The organism is Pseudoalteromonas shioyasakiensis (genome assembly GCF_024518675.1).
GTDB lineage: Bacteria > Pseudomonadota > Gammaproteobacteria > Enterobacterales > Alteromonadaceae > Pseudoalteromonas > Pseudoalteromonas shioyasakiensis_B.
Genome location: NZ_JANIGL010000002.1, coordinates 725,384 through 742,878, shown reverse-complemented (window position 1 = coordinate 742,878; position 17,495 = coordinate 725,384). Strand labels below are relative to the sequence as shown.

Here is a 17,495-nt window from a genome sequence, read left to right as displayed (position 1 = left end):
TTTCAAGGTGGTATTTTATTAGATTGGATTTGTATATACTCGGCGGCTAATATAATTTGCATAAACTTTGAGCATTTACTTTAATAACAACCTAGAGTAGCTGAATATATGAGTACCAAGGATAAAATAATTAAGACCAGCATTGAGCTGTTTAACCAGCACGGGGAACGTGCGATCACGACTAACCATATTGCTTCTCATATGGGGATCAGCCCTGGCAACCTGTATTATCACTTTAAAAATAAAGAAGACATAATTCGCCATATATTTGCACTTTATAGTGAGCATTTACATACGCAGTTTACTCCTGTCAGTGGGCATAGTGATGGCTTTGTTCAACTCAGTGGTTATCTTGATGCGTTGTTTGAATTGATGTGGCGTTTTCACTTTTTTTACGACAACTTAGGTGATATTTTATCTCGAGATGAAGTGCTAAAAAAAGACTATATAGAGTTTCAATCAGCCTTACTCACGCAAGTGAGGGGGATTATTATCAGTTTACGTGACAGTGGCTTAATGGAACTTGATGACGATGATGCAACAGAGCTGGCGCACATGTTAAAGCTGACGGTTAGTTTTTGGACTCCTTATATAAAAGCGCGGCGTTTAAGCGGTGAGCTATTACAGCAAGATATTTATAAAGGAATTTTAAAAGTGTTGGCTTTATTTAAAGCTTATGCTGCAGAGCAAAGTCTATCTAAACTCGCCGAGTTAAAAGAAAAGTACACACAATTATCGCTACAGGTTGAGCCCGCTTAAACGGTAATAGATTTTAGCTAAATTTGTTTATTTCCTAGACGTTAGATTTTTTGCTATAATCGCGCGCCCACCGTATGTGGGCGCGTGAATTCTTAAACTGTCAAATGAGTAAACTATGCTTAAATTTATCGTCAAACTTCACCCTGAAATAGCTATTAAAAGCCGTTCAGTACGTAAACGTTTTACTAAAGTGTTAGAAAATAACATTAAAATTGTACTGCGTAAGCTAGACGAAAAAGTACAAGTTAAAAATAATTGGGATAATATCTCGGTTGTTACACTTAGTGATGATCCGCAAGTACGACTCGATTTTATTGATGGTCTGCAGCGTATTCCTGGCATTGTACAATTCATTGAAGTAACAGAAACCAACTATGAAAACCTTCACGACATTTATGAAATCGCTTTAGATCTTATTGGTCACACCATTGCGGGTAAAACGTTTTGTGTGCGTTGTAAACGCCAAGGTAAGCATGATTTTACCTCGACAGATGTAGAGCGTTATGTTGGTGGCGGCTTGAATCAGCATATTGAAGGGGCTCGGGTACAGCTTAGTCGCCCTGAAGTTACTATTCGTATCGAAATTAAAGATGATAAGGCCTATATCGTTACGCAGACTCACCTAGGTATGGCAGGCTTCCCGTTACCAACTCAAGAAGATGTTCTCTCGTTAATGTCAGGTGGCTTTGACTCAGGCGTTGCCAGCTATCAAATGATCCGTAAAGGTGCGCGTACTCACTTTTTATTCTTTAATCTTGGGGGCGCTGCGCACGAGATCGGTGTCAAGCAAGCCAGCTATTATATTTGGAAGCAATTTAGTTCCACCCATAAAGTTAAGTTTATTAGTGTTGATTTCGAACCTGTTGTTGCTGAAATACTAGAAAATGTAGAAAACAGCCAAATGGGCGTGGTGCTTAAACGCATGATGATGCGAGCAGGCAGTCAAATAGCTGAAAAAATGGGGGTTCAAGCTCTCGTTACCGGTGAAAGTATTGGGCAAGTATCAAGCCAGACGCTGGCTAACTTAAGCGTGATCGACCGTGTAACCGAAACCTTAATATTGCGCCCATTAATTCAACACGATAAACAAGAAATTATTAATATCGCTCGTAAAATTGGCACTGCAGAAATGGCTGAGACTATGCCCGAATACTGTGGTGTGATATCTAAAAAGCCAACCGTAAAGGCTAAAATCCAAGTAATAGAAGCTGAAGAGCAAAAGTTCGATTTTGATGTGCTTAATACAGTCGTTTCGAATGCCCGTATGATGGACATTCGCGATATTGACGTAGAAGCAAAACAAGAGCTAAAAGAGGCGGAAGCAGTTACAGACTTACCTGCTGGTGCCGTAGTTGTTGATATTCGCTCTCCAGAAGAAGAAGATGCCAACCCATTAGATATTGCCGATGTTGAGGTTGTACATTTACCTTTCTTCCGCTTAGCGACTAAATTTGGTGATTTACCACAGGATAAAGATTACTACTTGTATTGTGCAAAAGGCGTTATGAGTCAATTACAGGCATTGATACTTCATGAAAATGGTTTTGCCAATGTGAAAGTGTATCGCCCATAACGGTCTAGTAAAGAGCAAGAAAGCGCGATTAATTCGCGCTTTTTTTATCTGTGAGCCTATCTAGGGACAATTGATTGTAAGGTGTCTTAATACCCAGCTTCGCTGCCTGTTGGCAAATATAACCGCACATAGCATCGATTTCTGTGGGGCGCGTGTGAGTGATATCTTGTTGCATCGAAGAATAGTTTTGTGCTGTCGCCGTCATGACCTGGTATGCCCTTGCTAAGGCATCGCAAAGCTTAATATTAATCCCTTGCGCATTAGCCACCATACAAGCTTCAGTTAGTAAGTTTAAAACCTCACTACTGTATTTAGGAGCTGCGAGCTCACCATTCTTAATATTATAGTGGGCGGTTAAAGGGTTTATAGCGATATTAATTAATAACTTTTTCCAGCGTATCAGGTTAATTTGCCCTGTGTAGCTAATCTGCGGTATTGCTGATAACTGTTGCAGCAGTGTGTCAGCTTTTTTTTCCGCGGTGTTATTGCAGCTACCTAAAATACTTTGGCCATTACCAGTATGAATCACTGTCGTTGATGCTATTTTGAATCCAGCTAGCTGAGTAATTAAAAAGAATAGTGCTTGTTGGCTGTGTAACTTACTTAAAATAGGCTGTAAATCACTCATACCATTGTGAGACAGAATAAGCTTACACGATGAACTTAAATAAGGTATTAACTGAGCTACAGCATCGTTAACTTGGTAGGCTTTTACGGCAAATATGACAGTTTCTATTGCCGTTAATTGGTCTAAGTTAGCGCTGTTTAAAACCTCCACGTTGATCGCCTGCTTTAGCTCACCCCTTTGATAATAATATTGGGTTTTAGGCTTGGCGTTACGCGTAATTAAAGTGACTTGATTATCTGTACTTAAAAGCTGGCTATACAGTAAACCAATGGCGCCATCACCAACAATTGCAATATTACTCATGGCTTGATTTTTTACCTAAATGGAAAGCCAGCTTGATGACGAAGTAACTGACAGCACCTGCAAAGTCAGCAATAAAGTCACCTATTGAGGCTTGGCGGTATGGGAGCATATCCTGCATTACCTCTATTGCTGCGCCGTAACCTGCCAGCATTAAAATTTGCACCCATAGTGGGATTTTAAATGCTTTGTCCATGACCACCGCAAGAATAAAAAATATACCGAAATGGGCAACCTTATCAATATGGGGAAATAGGTTAGCAGCGCCTTTAACTTCCTTGGCAAATAAAACTGTGAAAGCCACTATGCTAACTAAAAAAAGAGCTTGGTATACGCGCCGGGTCACGATAAATCCTAAATCGTCTAAAAATAGACCCGTAGTATATCAAACAAATTTCTTATCGCACCTGAACGAAACGCAGAAAAATGTAAAGATTTATAAAATAGGCGTTATAATCACCCCATATTTATTTAAAAAATCTTGCTAGGAGAGACTAATGCCTTCTTTCGATATCGTATCTGAAGTAGAAATGAATGAAGCACAAAATGCGGTTGATAATGCCAAACGTGAACTAGAAACGCGTTTTGACTTTAGAGGCGTTGATGCATCAATTGAGCTAAACGATAAAACCATAAAACTTAAAGCAGAAGCTGACGCCCAAGTCATGCAATTGTTTGATATCTTAGCAAATAAAATATCAAAGCGTGGCATGGATGTATCTAGCCTTGAGTTGCAAGATATCTCTCGCGCCGGAAAAAACGTATTTAGAAATGTTGCGCTTAAACAAGGTATTGAAAAAGACGTTGCTAAAAAGCTAGTTAAAGCAATTAAAGATTCAAAAGTAAAAGTACAAGCAGCGATTCAAGGTGAAGAAGTGCGTGTAACGGGCAAAAAGCGTGATGATTTACAAGAAGCAATGCAAATAGTGCGTACTGCTGAATTAGGTCAGCCATTCCAATTTAAAAACTTTAGAGATTAATCTTAAGCCTGTTTTGATAGGCCTTTGCTAAAGAAAAAAGCCCAGCTAAGTATTTGCTGGGCTTTTTAATGGTTTTTTAACGCTCTTATACTTTAAATTCATCGACTGATAAGCGTAACTCTTCTGCAAGCTTAGCAACCTCTGAGCTTGAAATATTGGTTTGGTTCGCGCCCTCAGCCGTTTGTTCTGCAATGGCTACAATAGACTCTAGGCGTTCACTTATCTCTTGTGATACTTGCTGTTGCTCTTGTGCTGCGGTTGAAATCTCTTCACTCACATCATGCGCTTGTGCGACAGCTGCGGTAATCGAGTCAAGTGCAGTATTAGCTAGATCTGATTGCTCAACGCATGACTCTGCTTGTTGCTTGCCTTTTGACATAGCAGATACAGCAGCTTCTGCACCACTTTGTAGTGATTCAATCATAGCTTGAATTTCTTGGGTTGACTCTTGGGTTTTGCTGGCAAGCGAACGTACTTCATCTGCTACAACGGCAAAACCACGACCTTGCTCACCGGCACGGGCTGCTTCAATAGCGGCGTTTAGAGCAAGTAAGTTGGTTTGATCAGCGATACCACGAATAACATCAAGGATACTGCCTATAGAAGCACTGTCTTGATGTAGCTTGTTGATCACTTGCGATGCATCATCAACTTCGCGAGCGAGTTGTTCTATGGTTGCTTTATTTTGGCTTGAGATTCCTTTAACACGATCGGCTTCTTTATCAGCATTCTTTATTTCTTTCAATGCTTGTTGTGCACTGTTACTTACTGTTTGCGATGTGCTGCTCATTTCTGTGGTTGCTGTAGCGGCTTGTTCCACCTGAGCTTGTTGGTTACGAATGGCTTGGCTAGATTCACCAGTGATAGCTGATGTTTGCTCGGAAGCGGCCGCAAGTTGTGTCGAGCGTGAAATAATCCCTTGAATTAGGCTTCTTAAGCTGTCTATTAGAGTATTACAACTACGAGATAGTTCACCAAACTCATCTTTAGCTGAGTCATCTAAGCGTTGTGTCATATCACCGCTGGCTACGATATCTAAAATGCGGTTAACTTCAGCAAGTGGTGTGGTAATGCGGTTAACAGTAATAAAGGCAACAACAATAGCTAGTAAAGTCGCAGTAATCATACCAATCCATGTCCATAAATTGGCCGAGTTTACATCATTACTCACACCTTTTTGCAGTTCAAAAGCCACATTACTTGCTTGGTCAACGAGTTCATTAAGTTGTTTTAATGCGGTTGTCGTGGCCGCATCAGCTTGAGCAAGCTCTGACTTTGTCATTGCAATTACATCAATTAGACGCTTTTTATTAGCAGATAGACTATTGGCGCCTTGGATATTATCGCGAATAACGACTAAATAATTATTTAAATCGGCAAATAAATCAGGATTATCCGCTTCAACAGCTGGCTTTAATAAGTTAACGCTACGCTCTACTTCTTCTAAATAATATAGTTGTTCATTTTTTACGATATCTAGGGTATTTTGAGTGCGCACCGTTAGCATATCGGTACTGTTGGTCACTAAAGACAAAAAGTTATTTTCAAGCATATTAGCAGCTTGGTAGGCGCGCGCATCGTTTTCTTCAAGGCCATCTATATCGATAATATCTAATACCACTGAATTGGCGTCTTCAGCAGCAAGCTCAATATTCTCTAATTGGTTACGTAGCTTTTTGTTAAGTTCAAGTTCAGTCGCTTTATCGCTTAATAGGCTATCAACAGCTTTAATAAAACTATCGTATGTTTGCTGAACCTCTTGGCTGCTTTGATTTAGCTGTGGGTGGTCGCCAACAATGCTTTGTAATTGTGTTTTTGATTTGGCAAAGGCTTGTTTGCGTTGCTCAATAGCTGTTTTTACCGGCGCAAGTTCTGCAGCTGACGTGGTGTAAAAACTTGCCTGCGCGGCTTTACTCATTAATATGAACTCAACTTGAAGATCTGAACTTTCCTCTAATGCAGGTAGTGATAGTTGATTAACCTGTTGCGAAGAATTGTTTATATTTGCAATTCTGAACAGTGAGTTACCCCCAATTAAAAGAAGCAATAAGGTGATACAAATGAATCCACCCCAAATACGCTGGCTAACAGTTAAGTTCATATGAATTTCCATAAAAGAGTAGTAATTAGACTTTATCGGCATAGTTGCAGATAAGTTAAGTAATTAAATTTCATTACTTTTAACAATTATTATACTAAATCTAACAGAAGAACGCTTTTTTTTCAGTTAAATTAGTTAGAATGCCTCGAAATAACACTAAAGCATTGCTTATTGTTTAGTTCCATTAAAGTCATCGCACCGCCCCACACACAGCCTGTATCAAGGGCGTGAATATTTGTGTGGTTTGTTTTCCCTTCTAAAGCAGCCCAATGACCAAATACGATATGTTTTTTAAAATCCTCAAAGCGCGGATGTGAAAACCAAGGGATTATTGTATTTGAGTCAGCAATCGCTCCCTTACATTTAAGGTCTAACTGGCCATCGACAGTTAGGTATCGCATTCGGGTAAAGTAATTAATAATATAGCGAAACTGCTCATAGTCAGTTAATTGCTCATGCCAAAGAGTCGGGTGCTGATCATACATGCGCTGGAAAAATACCGTAGCCTGATCACCTTGATAACATTTTTGTGCAAATTGAGCGTGTTCGAGTGCTTTGTTTATTGACCAATCTGGGTTTAGCCCTGCATGAGACATAAACACATTTTCGTGTTCAAGCCATAAGGCTAAAGGTTGTTTTAATAATAAGTCGATATAAGCGGGGAGTGCAGCTGAGGCAAAGACCTCGTGTAGTTTATCTTTGGGGTTTATTGGTTTATGCAACAGGTAACAAGCAATCAGGTGTAGGTCATGATTACCCAGTGTCACTGTGATGCTATCTTGGTTTTGATATAGATACTCTAAACATGCAAGCGAGTTTGGACCTCGCGCCACAATATCGCCTACCAAGTATAGGTGATCTTTACTCGGATTAAAGTCAACCTGTTGTAACAGGGCTTGAAACTCATCAAAACAGCCCTGTAAATCACCTATCGCATAGTTAGCCATAGTAAATTAATGCAAAATGTTTGGCTGAGCTAATCTAAACACATTAATAGGGGCATCAAACTCAGTGCCAAACTCATTTTTTAACGTGTAGTAACCTTGCATAGTGCCTACTGGTGTATCGAGTACGGCACCGCTGGTGTATTTGTAGCTCTCACCAGGACCAATAGTTGGCTTTTCACCCACTACGCCTTCGCCTTGTACTTCTACTTCTTTACCATTTGCATCCGTTATCAACCAGTAGCGGCTAACCAACTTTGCACTACATAAACTGTGGTTTTTAATGGTAATAGAATACGCAAAAACGTATTTATCAAGTTCAGGTTGCGACTGACCTTCTACATAAAACGTTTCAACCGATACTTTAATGGGCGAGCCCAAATTACTGCTTGTTGTCATAAATCCAATTAGCTATATCTATAAATTGTTGTAATGAAAGGCTCTCAGCACGAAGTGTAATATCAATACCAATACTTGTCAGTTCATCTGCTGTTAGTAGGTTACCTAGGCTATTGCGCAGTGTTTTACGGCGCTGGTTAAAGGCTTCTAAGCATACCGTGTTTAATATTTTTACGCTTTTAGCTGTGCGTTGCTCTGGCTTTTTCGGAATTAAACGAATAACCGCAGAGTCAACTTTAGGGGCTGGCTTAAAGCACTCAGGTGGAACTTCTACCACTGGCATTGCATGACAGTAATATTGAGTCATCACGCTTAAACGGCCAAATGTTTTGCTGCCTGGGCCTGCAACCATGCGCTTTACAACTTCTTTTTGTAGCATGAAATGCATGTGTTCAACATTATCTGCAAATTCAAAAAGGTGGAACAACAGTGGTGTTGAAATGTTGTATGGCAAGTTACCAAACACTTTTAATTTTTTGTCATCGCGTACTAAGCTGGCAAAATCAAACTTCATTGCATCACCTTGATGCACGGTCAGTTTTGGGCCTAAAAATGGGTGTTCTGTTAAGCGCTGGGCAAGATCTTTATCTAGTTCAACAACGGTTAAATGACCGCTTAATTCAGTTACAGGCTCAGTGATAGCACCAAGACCAGGGCCAATTTCTACTAGGTTATCTTCAGGTTTTGGGTCGATAGCGGTAACGATTTTATCGATGATCGATTCATCGAATAAAAAGTTCTGGCCAAAACGTTTACGGGCGCGGTGTCCTAAATGTACTTTATCTGTCATTGATTCTGTGCTTTTTCATGGGCGAGCTTAATTGCTTCGCGGATCGCTAGTTCAAAACTACCCACTTCAGCATGGCCAGTACCAGCTAAATCTAATGCTGTACCATGGTCAACTGAGGTGCGAATAAAAGGTAAACCTAAAGTGATGTTCACTGACTTACCAAATCCTTTGTATTTTAGCACAGGTAAACCTTGATCGTGATACATTGCAAGTACAGCGTCTGCTTGTGCAAGGTATTTATCTTGAAACAATGTATCAGCAGGCAATGGACCAATGAGATTCATTCCCTGATTATTTAATAGCTCAAGAGTAGGCGTAATAGTTTCAATTTCTTCACGGCCTAGATGACCATCTTCACCAGCGTGCGGATTTAAGCCACACACTAGGATCCGTGGCTTTTCAATACCAAACTTAGTTTGTAAATCGTGATTTAAAATGCCCGCTACTTTCGATAAGCGCTCAACGGTAATAGCTCGAGATACATATGCCAGAGGAATGTGTGTTGTCACTAGGGCGACACGTAAGCCTTCGGTCGCTAACATCATTACTACGTCAGCGGTATTCGACTGCTGAGCAAAGTATTCAGTATGGCCACTGAACGAAATGCCGGCTTTATTTATGATGCCCTTATGTACAGGACCAGTTACCACTGCATCAAAAGTACCATCCATGTTTTTCTCTGATGCAATCCTAAGCGTATCAAGTACATATTGACCATTAGCATCATCAAGTACACCTAATTGTACTTGTGCGCCTAAATCTACTTGATGCAGGTATACGCTGCCAGCAGGGCTCGTGGCTGCAGGAGCTGACTCATCAAAGGGAATTAATGTAATGTCTAAGCCAAGTTGTTCAGCACGCTGTTTTAATAATTGACCATCGGCTATCACCACAAGTTGGGCAGGCCAGTCATGCTGGGCTAACTTAAGTAATAAATCTGGGCCAATCCCGGCGGGTTCGCCGGGCGTTATTGCAATACGTAACGTCATTAGTTACTCATCAATTGGGAAAATTTCAACATGGGCTTGTTCACGCATTTCTTGCTGCCAGTTAAAACTTTCTTCTTTAAACTTACGGTTAAACAACATGCCATGTGCACGGTTTCGTTTAGCTATTTCTGTTTTATCTGCAACTCGTTTATCAAGTAGTTGCACAATATGCCAGCCAAAAGTTGTTCTAAACGGATCGCTTATTTCGTTTTTATCAAGCGATAATAAAGTATCTCTAAAGGCAGGAACGTAAGTTGTAGGGTCTGTCCAATCGTACTCCCCCCCTTTAAGCGCTGAACCAGGGTCTTCAGAGTACTCTTTGGCTAACTCGCCAAAATCGGCAGTACCGGCGCGTAATTCTTTAGCGAAACCATTTAGCATGGTACGGGCTTTTTCTTCACTTAAAATAATCGATGGCTTAATTAAAATATGACGCGAACGCACTTCAGTTGTTTCAACAACTTGGCGACCACGAATATCTTGTACTTTTACAATATGAAAACCAGCGCCAGAACGAAGAGGGCCGATAATAGCCTCTTTTTTTGCGCCTTTTACGGCTTCTGCAAATAAAGAGGGCATTTCATTAATACTCATCCAGCCAAGCTGACCACCTTCAAGGGCCTTTGAACCACTTGAAGACGAAATTGCGATACGTTTAAATTCTTTGCCGTCTTGCAAAAACTCAATTACTTTATCAGCACGGGTTTTAGCACTGGCTATTTCATCAGCAGTGGCATTGTTTGGAATGTCTATTAGGATATGACCAATATCGTACTCTTCGGTGTTTTGTCCTTGGCTTTCCATAATCTTGAGTAAGTTATCAACCTCTTGAGGACTGATATAAATACGACGATCAACATTTGCACGCATTACTTGCTGCGTGGTGATCTCTTTACGAATTTCTTCGCGGTAAGATTGAAAGCTCTCGCCTGATGCTTCGATAGTACGGCGTAAGTCAGCAATAGTACCGCCTTGCTCTTTTGCCATGCCGACTAGAGTTTGATCAAGTTGACTATCTGAGATTTCAAGGCCCATACGTTCAGCCAATTGCATCATCAGGGTCTGGTTAACCAAGCGTTCCATTGCTTGAATGCGCAAGGTTTCATCAGATGGTAACTCTTGACCTTGCTCTTTTGCTTGTGCTTTAACACGGTTAACTATGGTGTCTACTTCACTTTGTAAAATTACACCCTGGTTAACGATGCCTACCACTTTGTCTATTTCTACTGGGGCTGCGAAAACACTTTGACATAAGCCAAAGCTTAATAAAGCTGATGCTAATAATTTTTTTAAATTCATACTTTTTCTAATACTCTTGCTAATAGTACGGTAATACTAGTTATTAAGAAAATACGGTCTACGATAGCCAAAAATACCTTGTTGTAATAATTTTTGTGCATCATAACGGCTTTTACTACCTAATCCTTTCAAGACAATATTAAAGCCTATACTTGAATCAAATGTAGCTTGTTCTTGGCCTATAGCCTGGTTTAAATCGGTTTCAATTTGGCGACTAGCTGTTAATTGGAACGCCCAACAGCATGATTCATATTGCAATCCAGTAAACATTTCTATGCTACGTCCAGTTTCTAAATCTCGGTGGTAGCTGTTTACGAACTGCCATTGTTCACTAATCGGAAAACTAGTAAAAAAACCAACTTGTTCGATTGTATTGCCTGAGACATCATTTGCATAGCGATGGTTCAATTGCACAAGCTGATTATTGTCACCTTTATAGTCTAACGTAACGTTAGATTGGATAACTTGTTTACCATCGGTGTCATATTGGATACCTCCAGATAAATACCAACGACGGTGCCAATGTATCATGCTTTGTGCTGCAAACAAGGCATTATAGTTGGTGTCGGAGTTCAAACCTTGCTCCGTTGGTTTAGCTGAGTCAGTTAAATAAAAGATTTGCCCGGCACTAAAGTTAAATAATTCTTCACTATTATCATTAAATAGCCGGGTTGTGGCACCGAGTGTAAATTGATTGGCCGTTGCAATACGGTCAATACTTGAAAATCGGCTATCGCGAAACAAACCAAAAAAGTCATCTTGTAGTTTGGTGGTATCGTATAAACCTATATCAGACTGATCTTCATCAGGTGTGTAAAGGTATTGCACTTGAGGCTCAAGTGTTTGAATACCGTTCTCGACCAATTTAGTATCACGCTCAAAATTTAGCTGGCTGTATAAACGAACTTTAGGCAGGGTTCGAGATACTGTATCAGAGAAGCCGCTGCCCGCTAAATCACCTTCTTGCTTGTATCTTGTGTGAAGTACACTAAATTCAGATAAAAACGACCATGCATATTCTTGATAGCCATAACTAGCCTTTGGTTCAAGGTGTAACCGTGTGGCTCTGTCAATAACAGCTGAACTATTAGTAAAATGGCTTAACTCACCGTCTAACGTTAAATCAATATCACTAAAGCGAAAAGGTGCGGTTTGAGAGAAGCTAATTTGCGGCCAAGCAGCATAGGATTCAACGTGATTACCCAATACCTCAAAGTTTTGCACTTTTATATCGGTGCGCCAGCGTTCGCCAAGGTACGATAGAGCCCCTGTACGGTAAAGTTGAGTATCTGTTCTGGTGGCATAATCCGAACCTAAATCAGTCAGGTAGTTATCGTCACTGACATTGGTTATATCTATGCTGGCACGCCAATTATCACCAAAGTAACTTTGTTGCTGCCAGTGAAAAAGGTAGCGTTCATCTAGCTCAGGCTCTGAATCATCTTTATTTAAATATTCTAAGCCTAATAAACCTTCACTGCTTTCACTCAAATAACGAAACTCGGTAATTAATTGCAGTCCTTTTTTAGACATATACCTGGGTGTTATCGTAGCATCGTAATTGGGCGCAATGTTCCAGTAATAAGGAGTAACTGACTCGATACCATAACGATCGGAAGCTGAAAAGTTCGGTGTTAGTAGGCCAGACTTTCGACGGTCATCAATGGGAAATGTAAAATAAGGTAAGTACAACACGGGGGTATCCATGATGCGCAACACCATATCATGCGTTTCACCCCAGCCCTCTTCACGAGATAAATCAATTTCATCCGCTTCAATCGCCCACAAAGGAACATCCCCAGGGCAAGTAGTAAAGCTTGCGTTCAGCAGGTTTAAGCCAGACTCGTTCACTGTGAGCTTTTCAGCCCCACCGTGACCTTGTTGCTCTGTTAATTTGTAATCAGCACCAAGTAAACTTATTTGTGAATTATTTAAATCAGCGTTTAATCCGGCGCTGTTTATTTCACTCACAGCGTCACGGTAAGTAATTGGGCCTGTGGCATTAAGTAACCCACGCTGTTTGTCAATTAGTGCACTTTGTGCGGACAAAGTCATAGTAAGGGTGTTAATATCAACGTTGCCGGTAAATTCTGCGCTTTGGGTACCAAGCAGTTCAATATCATCTGAACGGATATCGACCATGCCCAAGTCAAGGCCAGCAAGCGGTTGCCAAGCTCTGGTTTGCATTGAATTGCCACAAAAGTTGTGTGTCAGCTCAGTTTCGGCAAGCGATGGTGCGCTAATTACGCTTAGCATCATTATGCCCCAGGTTTTGCTCATTTATTAACCTTAATATGCTGTCATTGAATATAGGCCTGACATAATAAAGGAAAACAATGGCAAATACAGTATTTGACTTAGTGAAAAATAGATATCGAGTGTAATGAATCGTTTTAAAAGTTTACAACAGTTTTTAACCCCGCACTTTAATGATGACGAATATCAGTTAGCTGCGATCACGGGAGATGCCAGTTTTCGTCGCTATTTTCGCTTAAATAGAGGCCAAGATAGCTATATTGTAATGGATTCCGATCCGCAAGTTCTCGATAACACTCCGTATATCGAACTTAATAAAGTATTTTCAGAGCATGGTTTTACCCTACCTAAAATTCTCCACGCTGACGAAAAACAAGGTTTTTTCTTATTAAGTGATCTGGGTAACACTCACCTTGCTGACTTACTCGGTGATAAAGAGCGCACTAATCATTACAAACATCTCATCAATCTAAGTGCGCAGTGGGCAAAGATGCCGCCAGTCGAGCATATGAAAGATTTTGACCGCAACTTTTTAGAATTTGAATTGAGTATATTCTTAGAGTGGCTAGTAGAAGGTTTTTTAGCTTTAGAATTAAACGATGCAACAAAAGCTACTTGGCAAAGTAGCTGCGAAGTATTGATAGAAAATATTTTGGCACAACCGACGGTGACTGTTCACCGTGATTTCCATAGCCGGAATATTATGCGTAGCAATCAACAATGGGCCATTATTGATTATCAAGACGCCGTACAAGGTCCTGTGTGTTATGACTTGGTGTCGCTACTGCGTGATTGCTATTTTAAATTACCCCATGATGAGCTTGAATACTTGCTTAAGCATGCATTTGCAGAGTTTAAGCAGCAAGGCCTGATCAAAGATGTGGACTTCTCCGAATTTACCCAATGGTTTGATTTAACCGGTGTCCAACGCCATTTAAAGGCGGCAGGTATATTTTGCCGATTAAACTTGCGTGATGGCAAGCTGGGCTATATGAATAACGTATTACCCACCCTTCGTTATATTGTTGATGTTTCAAAAGAGCATAGAGCTTTAGCTGAGCTAGGTAGTTGGATAGAGCAAGAGATTATTCCTGCTACACAGATTGCTATAATTGAGCGGGTAGGTAGTTAGTATGAAAGCAATCATTTTAGCGGCTGGACGCGGTAAACGTATGATGCCTTTGACTGCGTCAATGCCAAAACCTATGTTAAAAATACTGGCTAAACCATTGATTGAATATCATATTGAGCGACTAAAAACGGCGGGAATTACGGATATCGTTATAAATCTTGCTTGGCAGGGAGATAAAATTACAGAGTACTTTGCTGATGGTCAGTCTTTCGGTGTTAATATTCAATATAGCCAAGAGCCCGAACACGGCCTGGAAACGGCCGGTGGGATAGTTCGTGCGTTACCACTTTTAGGTGATGATTTTATTGTTATTAATGGTGATGTATTTACCGATTATGATGTGAGTACTTTAAAAGAGCTGCATTTAGATGATGGTGAAGGGCATATTGTTTTAGTTGAAAACCCGCCACATAATCCAATGGGGGATTTCTCTTTGCGCCATCTAGGGCCACAAAGCCAAAAGTATACGTTTTCTGGTATTAGCCGGTTTAAAGCGTCTTTTTTTCAAGGTATACCAGATGGTGTATTACCGTTGGGACCGCTATTACGCGAGCGGTTAGCTTCAGCTGATGTATCAACAGAGCTTTATATTGGCATCTGGAATGATATTGGAACGCCTGAGCGTTTAACACAGTTAAATGGGCAATTAACCGAAACACTAAAAGGAGTGCCTCATGTGGGGTAAGATTTTAGGGGCCTGTTTTGGCTTTATGTTTGGCCGCATAATAGGTTTATTCATCGGCCTTTATTTAGGTCATATGTTTGATAAAAGCCTCAAGCAAAATTTTGATAAAGCAGGTGGCTTTTCAAGTTTGTTTAATGGTGATGATGATATTGATCAGCGCCAAGCATTATTTTTTACCAGCTGTTTTGCGGTAATGGGGCATATTGCGAAATCAAATGGCCGTGTGAGTGAAACGCATATCCGTGCTGCTAGTTTGTTTATGGATGAGATGGGGTTAACGGGTGAAAACCGTAAAGAAGCCCAAGATGCTTTTAAAGCAGGTAAAGAAGCCGATTTTTCTCTAAAAGAAACGGTGTACGATTTTAAAGAGCGGTTTGCACGTCGTCATGATTTGATTCAACTATTTTTAGAGATTCAAATTCAAATGGCGTTTTCAGACGGGGTCTTAGCCGCTCAAGAAAAAGAGCTATTGCAAGAAGTGAGTAAGCAGTTAGGGATTTCTAAAACCCACTTTGCATTTGTATTAAAACGTTATCAGGCAGAATTTAATTTTCGTCAGCAACAACAACGTTACCACCAACAACAACAGCGCCAACAAGGACAAAGTAGTAGCTATCGAGAAGGGTCAGGCCATCATGTTCCCCCTAATAATAATGGCATGAATCGTACTCAAGCACTGGCATTATTAGGACTTAATAACGAAGCCAGCGCACGGGATATTAAAGTGGCGTACCGCAAGCTTATGGCCCAGCATCACCCGGATAAACTGGTTTCTCAAGGTTTGCCAAAGCACATGATGGAGCTGGCAGTTAAAAAGAGCCAAGATATTCAATCTGCCTATGAATTTCTAAAAAAGACGGCGTAAAAAACCGTCAATTTCTTTGCTTAAACGCTCATGTTGCTGAGGCTCTGAGCGTAGGCCAAATAATTCGCGCTGGCGGTAATCATATTTACTGTGGCGCTTAACCCAACGTTTTCTATCTGCCACACTAAGTAACAAATCAGGATTATCATTACTGTAAAAAACATCTAATAGCGGCGGGCTAATGGTCGAGACTAAGGTGTTTAATTGCTGGTTGCGTTCATGGTTTGGTAAATAACTACTCAAGCTAATAAAGGCATCGATATTAGTGTTTGGAAAGCTGGCGTAGTGTTCCAGTAGTACGCCTGCACTGGCTCCTTGAGCAATAACCACAATTTTACCACCTTCATCCAGGGCACTTTGGTAAAGGGCTTCAAAGCGGGCAATTAAGCTTTCTTTATAGTTATCAATTACATCATTATTAATATATGCAAGCGCATCAACGTGCTTTGGCGTAACTATGTTTTCGCTAGCATCAGTTTGTTTATCAGTTTCAGAATTTGAATCGGTGGCTACCTCTTTTTTCTCAACTGTAGCCTCTTCAGTGTTATTACCGTCTTCAGCTGTGCTTTGTTCTGCACTTGCCTGCCAATTGATATCAGGCACTGTCATCGCGATAGTTGTGTAACCAAAATCAGTTAAATGAGTGCGTAAAAAGTTAATTCCAGCGTTATTCGTTGGTAAATGTTGCCAATCTGGAATAATTAAAACTACGCCACGCTGCTCGGCGCTCATATACTCGCGGTATAGGCTAATAAACTCATCTTCACCGACTTGCAGCGGTTTTATTTCTCCATGGGGGATTAGACGAGATATGTCGCTACTTGTAATTGTTGACCAAGGAGTCGGTGCTATATGCTCAGCCGCACGCGCTTGCTGGCTAATGAGTAAAACAGCCAATAAGCTGATTGATAAAGCTAAGCGTGTTCGTTGCTTAATTAAAGCAGCTGAAACCATAAACAATAACACCGATAAAAACTAATAATTAGTTATCGGCGATATGAGCTAAAAGTTTAATGTATTTTGCAGGGCCTAAAAATCTGGCTCTGCTTCAAAGGTCATTGATTGCTCGCTGCTAGGGTGTGTCAGCTTTAGCATTTGTGCATGCAGTTGTAAGCGAGGTGCTGCGGCTAACGCCTCTGGGTGAGCATAAAGGCGGTCGCCCAATATTGGGTGGCCTAACGACAACATATGCACTCTTAACTGATGAGAGCGCCCTGTAATCGGTGTCAGCTCTACACGAGTGGCGTGTTGTTCATGTTCAAGCACTTGAAAATGGGTCAAAGAAGGCTTGCCGTTTTCGTGATCCACCATTTGCTTTGGTCTATTCGGCCAATCACAAATTAGCGGTAAATCAACAGACCCTGTTGTTTGTGCTAATTTGCCATAAACGCGGGCAATGTAGCGTTTTGCAGTTTGACGCTCCTGAAACTGCATACTCAAATGACGGTGTGCGGCTTTATTCATGGCTAAGCAAATAATTCCCGAGGTTGCCATATCTAAACGGTGAACAATTTTAGCGGTTGGGAATACACGGTTCACACGTGCAATTAAACAATCTGCATGTTTAGGGTCTTTGCCAGGAACGGTTAATAATTCACTGGGCTTATTTACAATCAGTAAATCGTCATCTTGATATAAAATAGTCAAATACGGATCGAGCGGGGGATTGTAATTAATTAACACGGTTAGCCTCAGCAATTGGTAAGGGGTTATTTTAAAGAAGTCATTGGCATTACACAATCACCAAACTTGATCCCTTATTTGCTATATTTTATGTTGAACGATAATAAGTAAA

Annotated in this window: 17 protein-coding genes; 6 read left to right on the top strand and 11 right to left on the bottom strand. The window is 40.7% G+C overall.

Features of this window, described 5'->3' with window-relative positions:
• Positions 1 to 108: 108 nt before the first annotated feature.
• Positions 109 to 759 (top strand): TetR/AcrR family transcriptional regulator, encoded by a 651-nt coding sequence (locus tag NQT69_RS09245; protein WP_256827367.1) that lies wholly within the window; start codon positions 109 to 111, stop codon positions 757 to 759.
• A gap of 115 nt (positions 760 to 874) precedes the next feature.
• Positions 875 to 2,332: a tRNA uracil 4-sulfurtransferase ThiI gene (thiI, locus tag NQT69_RS09240; RefSeq protein WP_256827366.1), complete on the top strand. Its 1,458-nt coding sequence runs from the start codon at positions 875 to 877 to the stop codon at positions 2,330 to 2,332.
• 28 nt (positions 2,333 to 2,360) lie between these two features.
• Here thiI and NQT69_RS09235 read toward each other — a convergent pair whose 3' ends face one another.
• Together NQT69_RS09235 and NQT69_RS09230 are read right to left on the bottom strand one after the other, a co-directional pair.
• Positions 2,361 to 3,263, bottom strand: a complete 903-nt coding sequence (locus NQT69_RS09235; RefSeq protein ID WP_256827365.1) for a ketopantoate reductase family protein — start codon at positions 3,261 to 3,263, stop codon at positions 2,361 to 2,363.
• On the bottom strand, positions 3,256 to 3,606 hold the full coding sequence (locus NQT69_RS09230) for a VanZ family protein (RefSeq protein WP_256827364.1): 351 nt from the start codon (positions 3,604 to 3,606) through the stop codon (positions 3,256 to 3,258). Before NQT69_RS09230 ends, NQT69_RS09235 begins: the two co-directional genes overlap by 8 nt.
• A 151-nt stretch (positions 3,607 to 3,757) precedes the next feature.
• Here NQT69_RS09230 and NQT69_RS09225 point away from each other — a divergent pair, with 151 nt between their 5' ends.
• Positions 3,758 to 4,240, top strand: a complete 483-nt coding sequence (locus tag NQT69_RS09225) for a YajQ family cyclic di-GMP-binding protein (protein WP_256827363.1) — start codon at positions 3,758 to 3,760, stop codon at positions 4,238 to 4,240.
• A gap of 85 nt (positions 4,241 to 4,325) precedes the next feature.
• Here the strand turns inward: NQT69_RS09225 and NQT69_RS09220 are convergent, their stop codons facing one another.
• The 7 genes from NQT69_RS09220 to lptD all read right to left on the bottom strand — a co-directional run bounded on the left by NQT69_RS09220 (position 4,326) and on the right by lptD (position 13,042).
• Positions 4,326 to 6,341, bottom strand: a complete 2,016-nt coding sequence (locus tag NQT69_RS09220) for a methyl-accepting chemotaxis protein (protein WP_256827362.1) — start codon at positions 6,339 to 6,341, stop codon at positions 4,326 to 4,328.
• Between the two features lie 131 nt (positions 6,342 to 6,472).
• Positions 6,473 to 7,288 carry a symmetrical bis(5'-nucleosyl)-tetraphosphatase gene (locus tag NQT69_RS09215; protein ID WP_256827361.1) on the bottom strand — a complete coding sequence of 272 codons (816 nt, stop codon included), beginning with the start codon at positions 7,286 to 7,288 and terminating at the stop codon, positions 6,473 to 6,475.
• Between the two features lie 6 nt (positions 7,289 to 7,294).
• Positions 7,295 to 7,684, bottom strand: a complete 390-nt coding sequence (apaG, locus tag NQT69_RS09210; protein ID WP_087533512.1) for a Co2+/Mg2+ efflux protein ApaG — start codon at positions 7,682 to 7,684, stop codon at positions 7,295 to 7,297.
• Positions 7,668 to 8,474, bottom strand: a complete 807-nt coding sequence (gene rsmA / locus NQT69_RS09205; RefSeq protein WP_256827360.1) for a 16S rRNA (adenine(1518)-N(6)/adenine(1519)-N(6))-dimethyltransferase RsmA — start codon at positions 8,472 to 8,474, stop codon at positions 7,668 to 7,670. The genes apaG and rsmA overlap by 17 nt, the downstream gene beginning before the upstream one ends.
• Positions 8,471 to 9,463: a 4-hydroxythreonine-4-phosphate dehydrogenase PdxA gene (gene pdxA, locus NQT69_RS09200; RefSeq protein ID WP_256827359.1), complete on the bottom strand. Its 993-nt coding sequence runs from the start codon at positions 9,461 to 9,463 to the stop codon at positions 8,471 to 8,473. The genes rsmA and pdxA overlap by 4 nt, the downstream gene beginning before the upstream one ends.
• Positions 9,464 to 9,466: 3 nt before the next feature.
• Positions 9,467 to 10,774, bottom strand: a complete 1,308-nt coding sequence (gene surA / locus NQT69_RS09195; RefSeq protein ID WP_256827443.1) for a peptidylprolyl isomerase SurA — start codon at positions 10,772 to 10,774, stop codon at positions 9,467 to 9,469.
• Between the two features lie 24 nt (positions 10,775 to 10,798).
• The gene (gene lptD, locus NQT69_RS09190) at positions 10,799 to 13,042 is read right to left on the bottom strand and encodes an LPS assembly protein LptD (RefSeq protein ID WP_256827358.1); all 2,244 of its coding nucleotides are present in this window, start codon (positions 13,040 to 13,042) and stop codon (positions 10,799 to 10,801) included.
• A 103-nt stretch (positions 13,043 to 13,145) separates the two neighbouring features.
• On the opposite strand from lptD, the gene NQT69_RS09185 reads away from it, so the two are divergent.
• The 3 genes from NQT69_RS09185 to djlA are packed head-to-tail and all read left to right on the top strand — an operon-like array spanning position 13,146 to position 15,700.
• Positions 13,146 to 14,150 (top strand): aminoglycoside phosphotransferase family protein, encoded by a 1,005-nt coding sequence (locus NQT69_RS09185; RefSeq protein WP_256827357.1) that lies wholly within the window; start codon positions 13,146 to 13,148, stop codon positions 14,148 to 14,150.
• 1 nt (position 14,151) lies between these two features.
• On the top strand, positions 14,152 to 14,835 hold the full coding sequence (murU, locus tag NQT69_RS09180; RefSeq protein WP_256827356.1) for an N-acetylmuramate alpha-1-phosphate uridylyltransferase MurU: 684 nt from the start codon (positions 14,152 to 14,154) through the stop codon (positions 14,833 to 14,835).
• Complete coding sequence (gene djlA / locus NQT69_RS09175; RefSeq protein ID WP_256827355.1) at positions 14,825 to 15,700, top strand: co-chaperone DjlA; 876 nt, start codon at positions 14,825 to 14,827, stop codon at positions 15,698 to 15,700. The genes murU and djlA overlap by 11 nt, the downstream gene beginning before the upstream one ends.
• On the opposite strand, the gene NQT69_RS09170 is transcribed toward djlA, so the two are convergent.
• Together NQT69_RS09170 and rluA are read right to left on the bottom strand one after the other, a co-directional pair.
• The gene (locus NQT69_RS09170; RefSeq protein WP_256827354.1) at positions 15,683 to 16,654 is read right to left on the bottom strand and encodes a DUF3530 family protein; all 972 of its coding nucleotides are present in this window, start codon (positions 16,652 to 16,654) and stop codon (positions 15,683 to 15,685) included. The two genes, djlA and NQT69_RS09170, sit on opposite strands and share 18 nt — an antisense overlap.
• Before the next feature lie 75 nt (positions 16,655 to 16,729).
• Positions 16,730 to 17,383, bottom strand: a complete 654-nt coding sequence (rluA, locus tag NQT69_RS09165) for a bifunctional tRNA pseudouridine(32) synthase/23S rRNA pseudouridine(746) synthase RluA (RefSeq protein WP_256827353.1) — start codon at positions 17,381 to 17,383, stop codon at positions 16,730 to 16,732.
• Positions 17,384 to 17,495 lie beyond the last annotated feature (112 nt).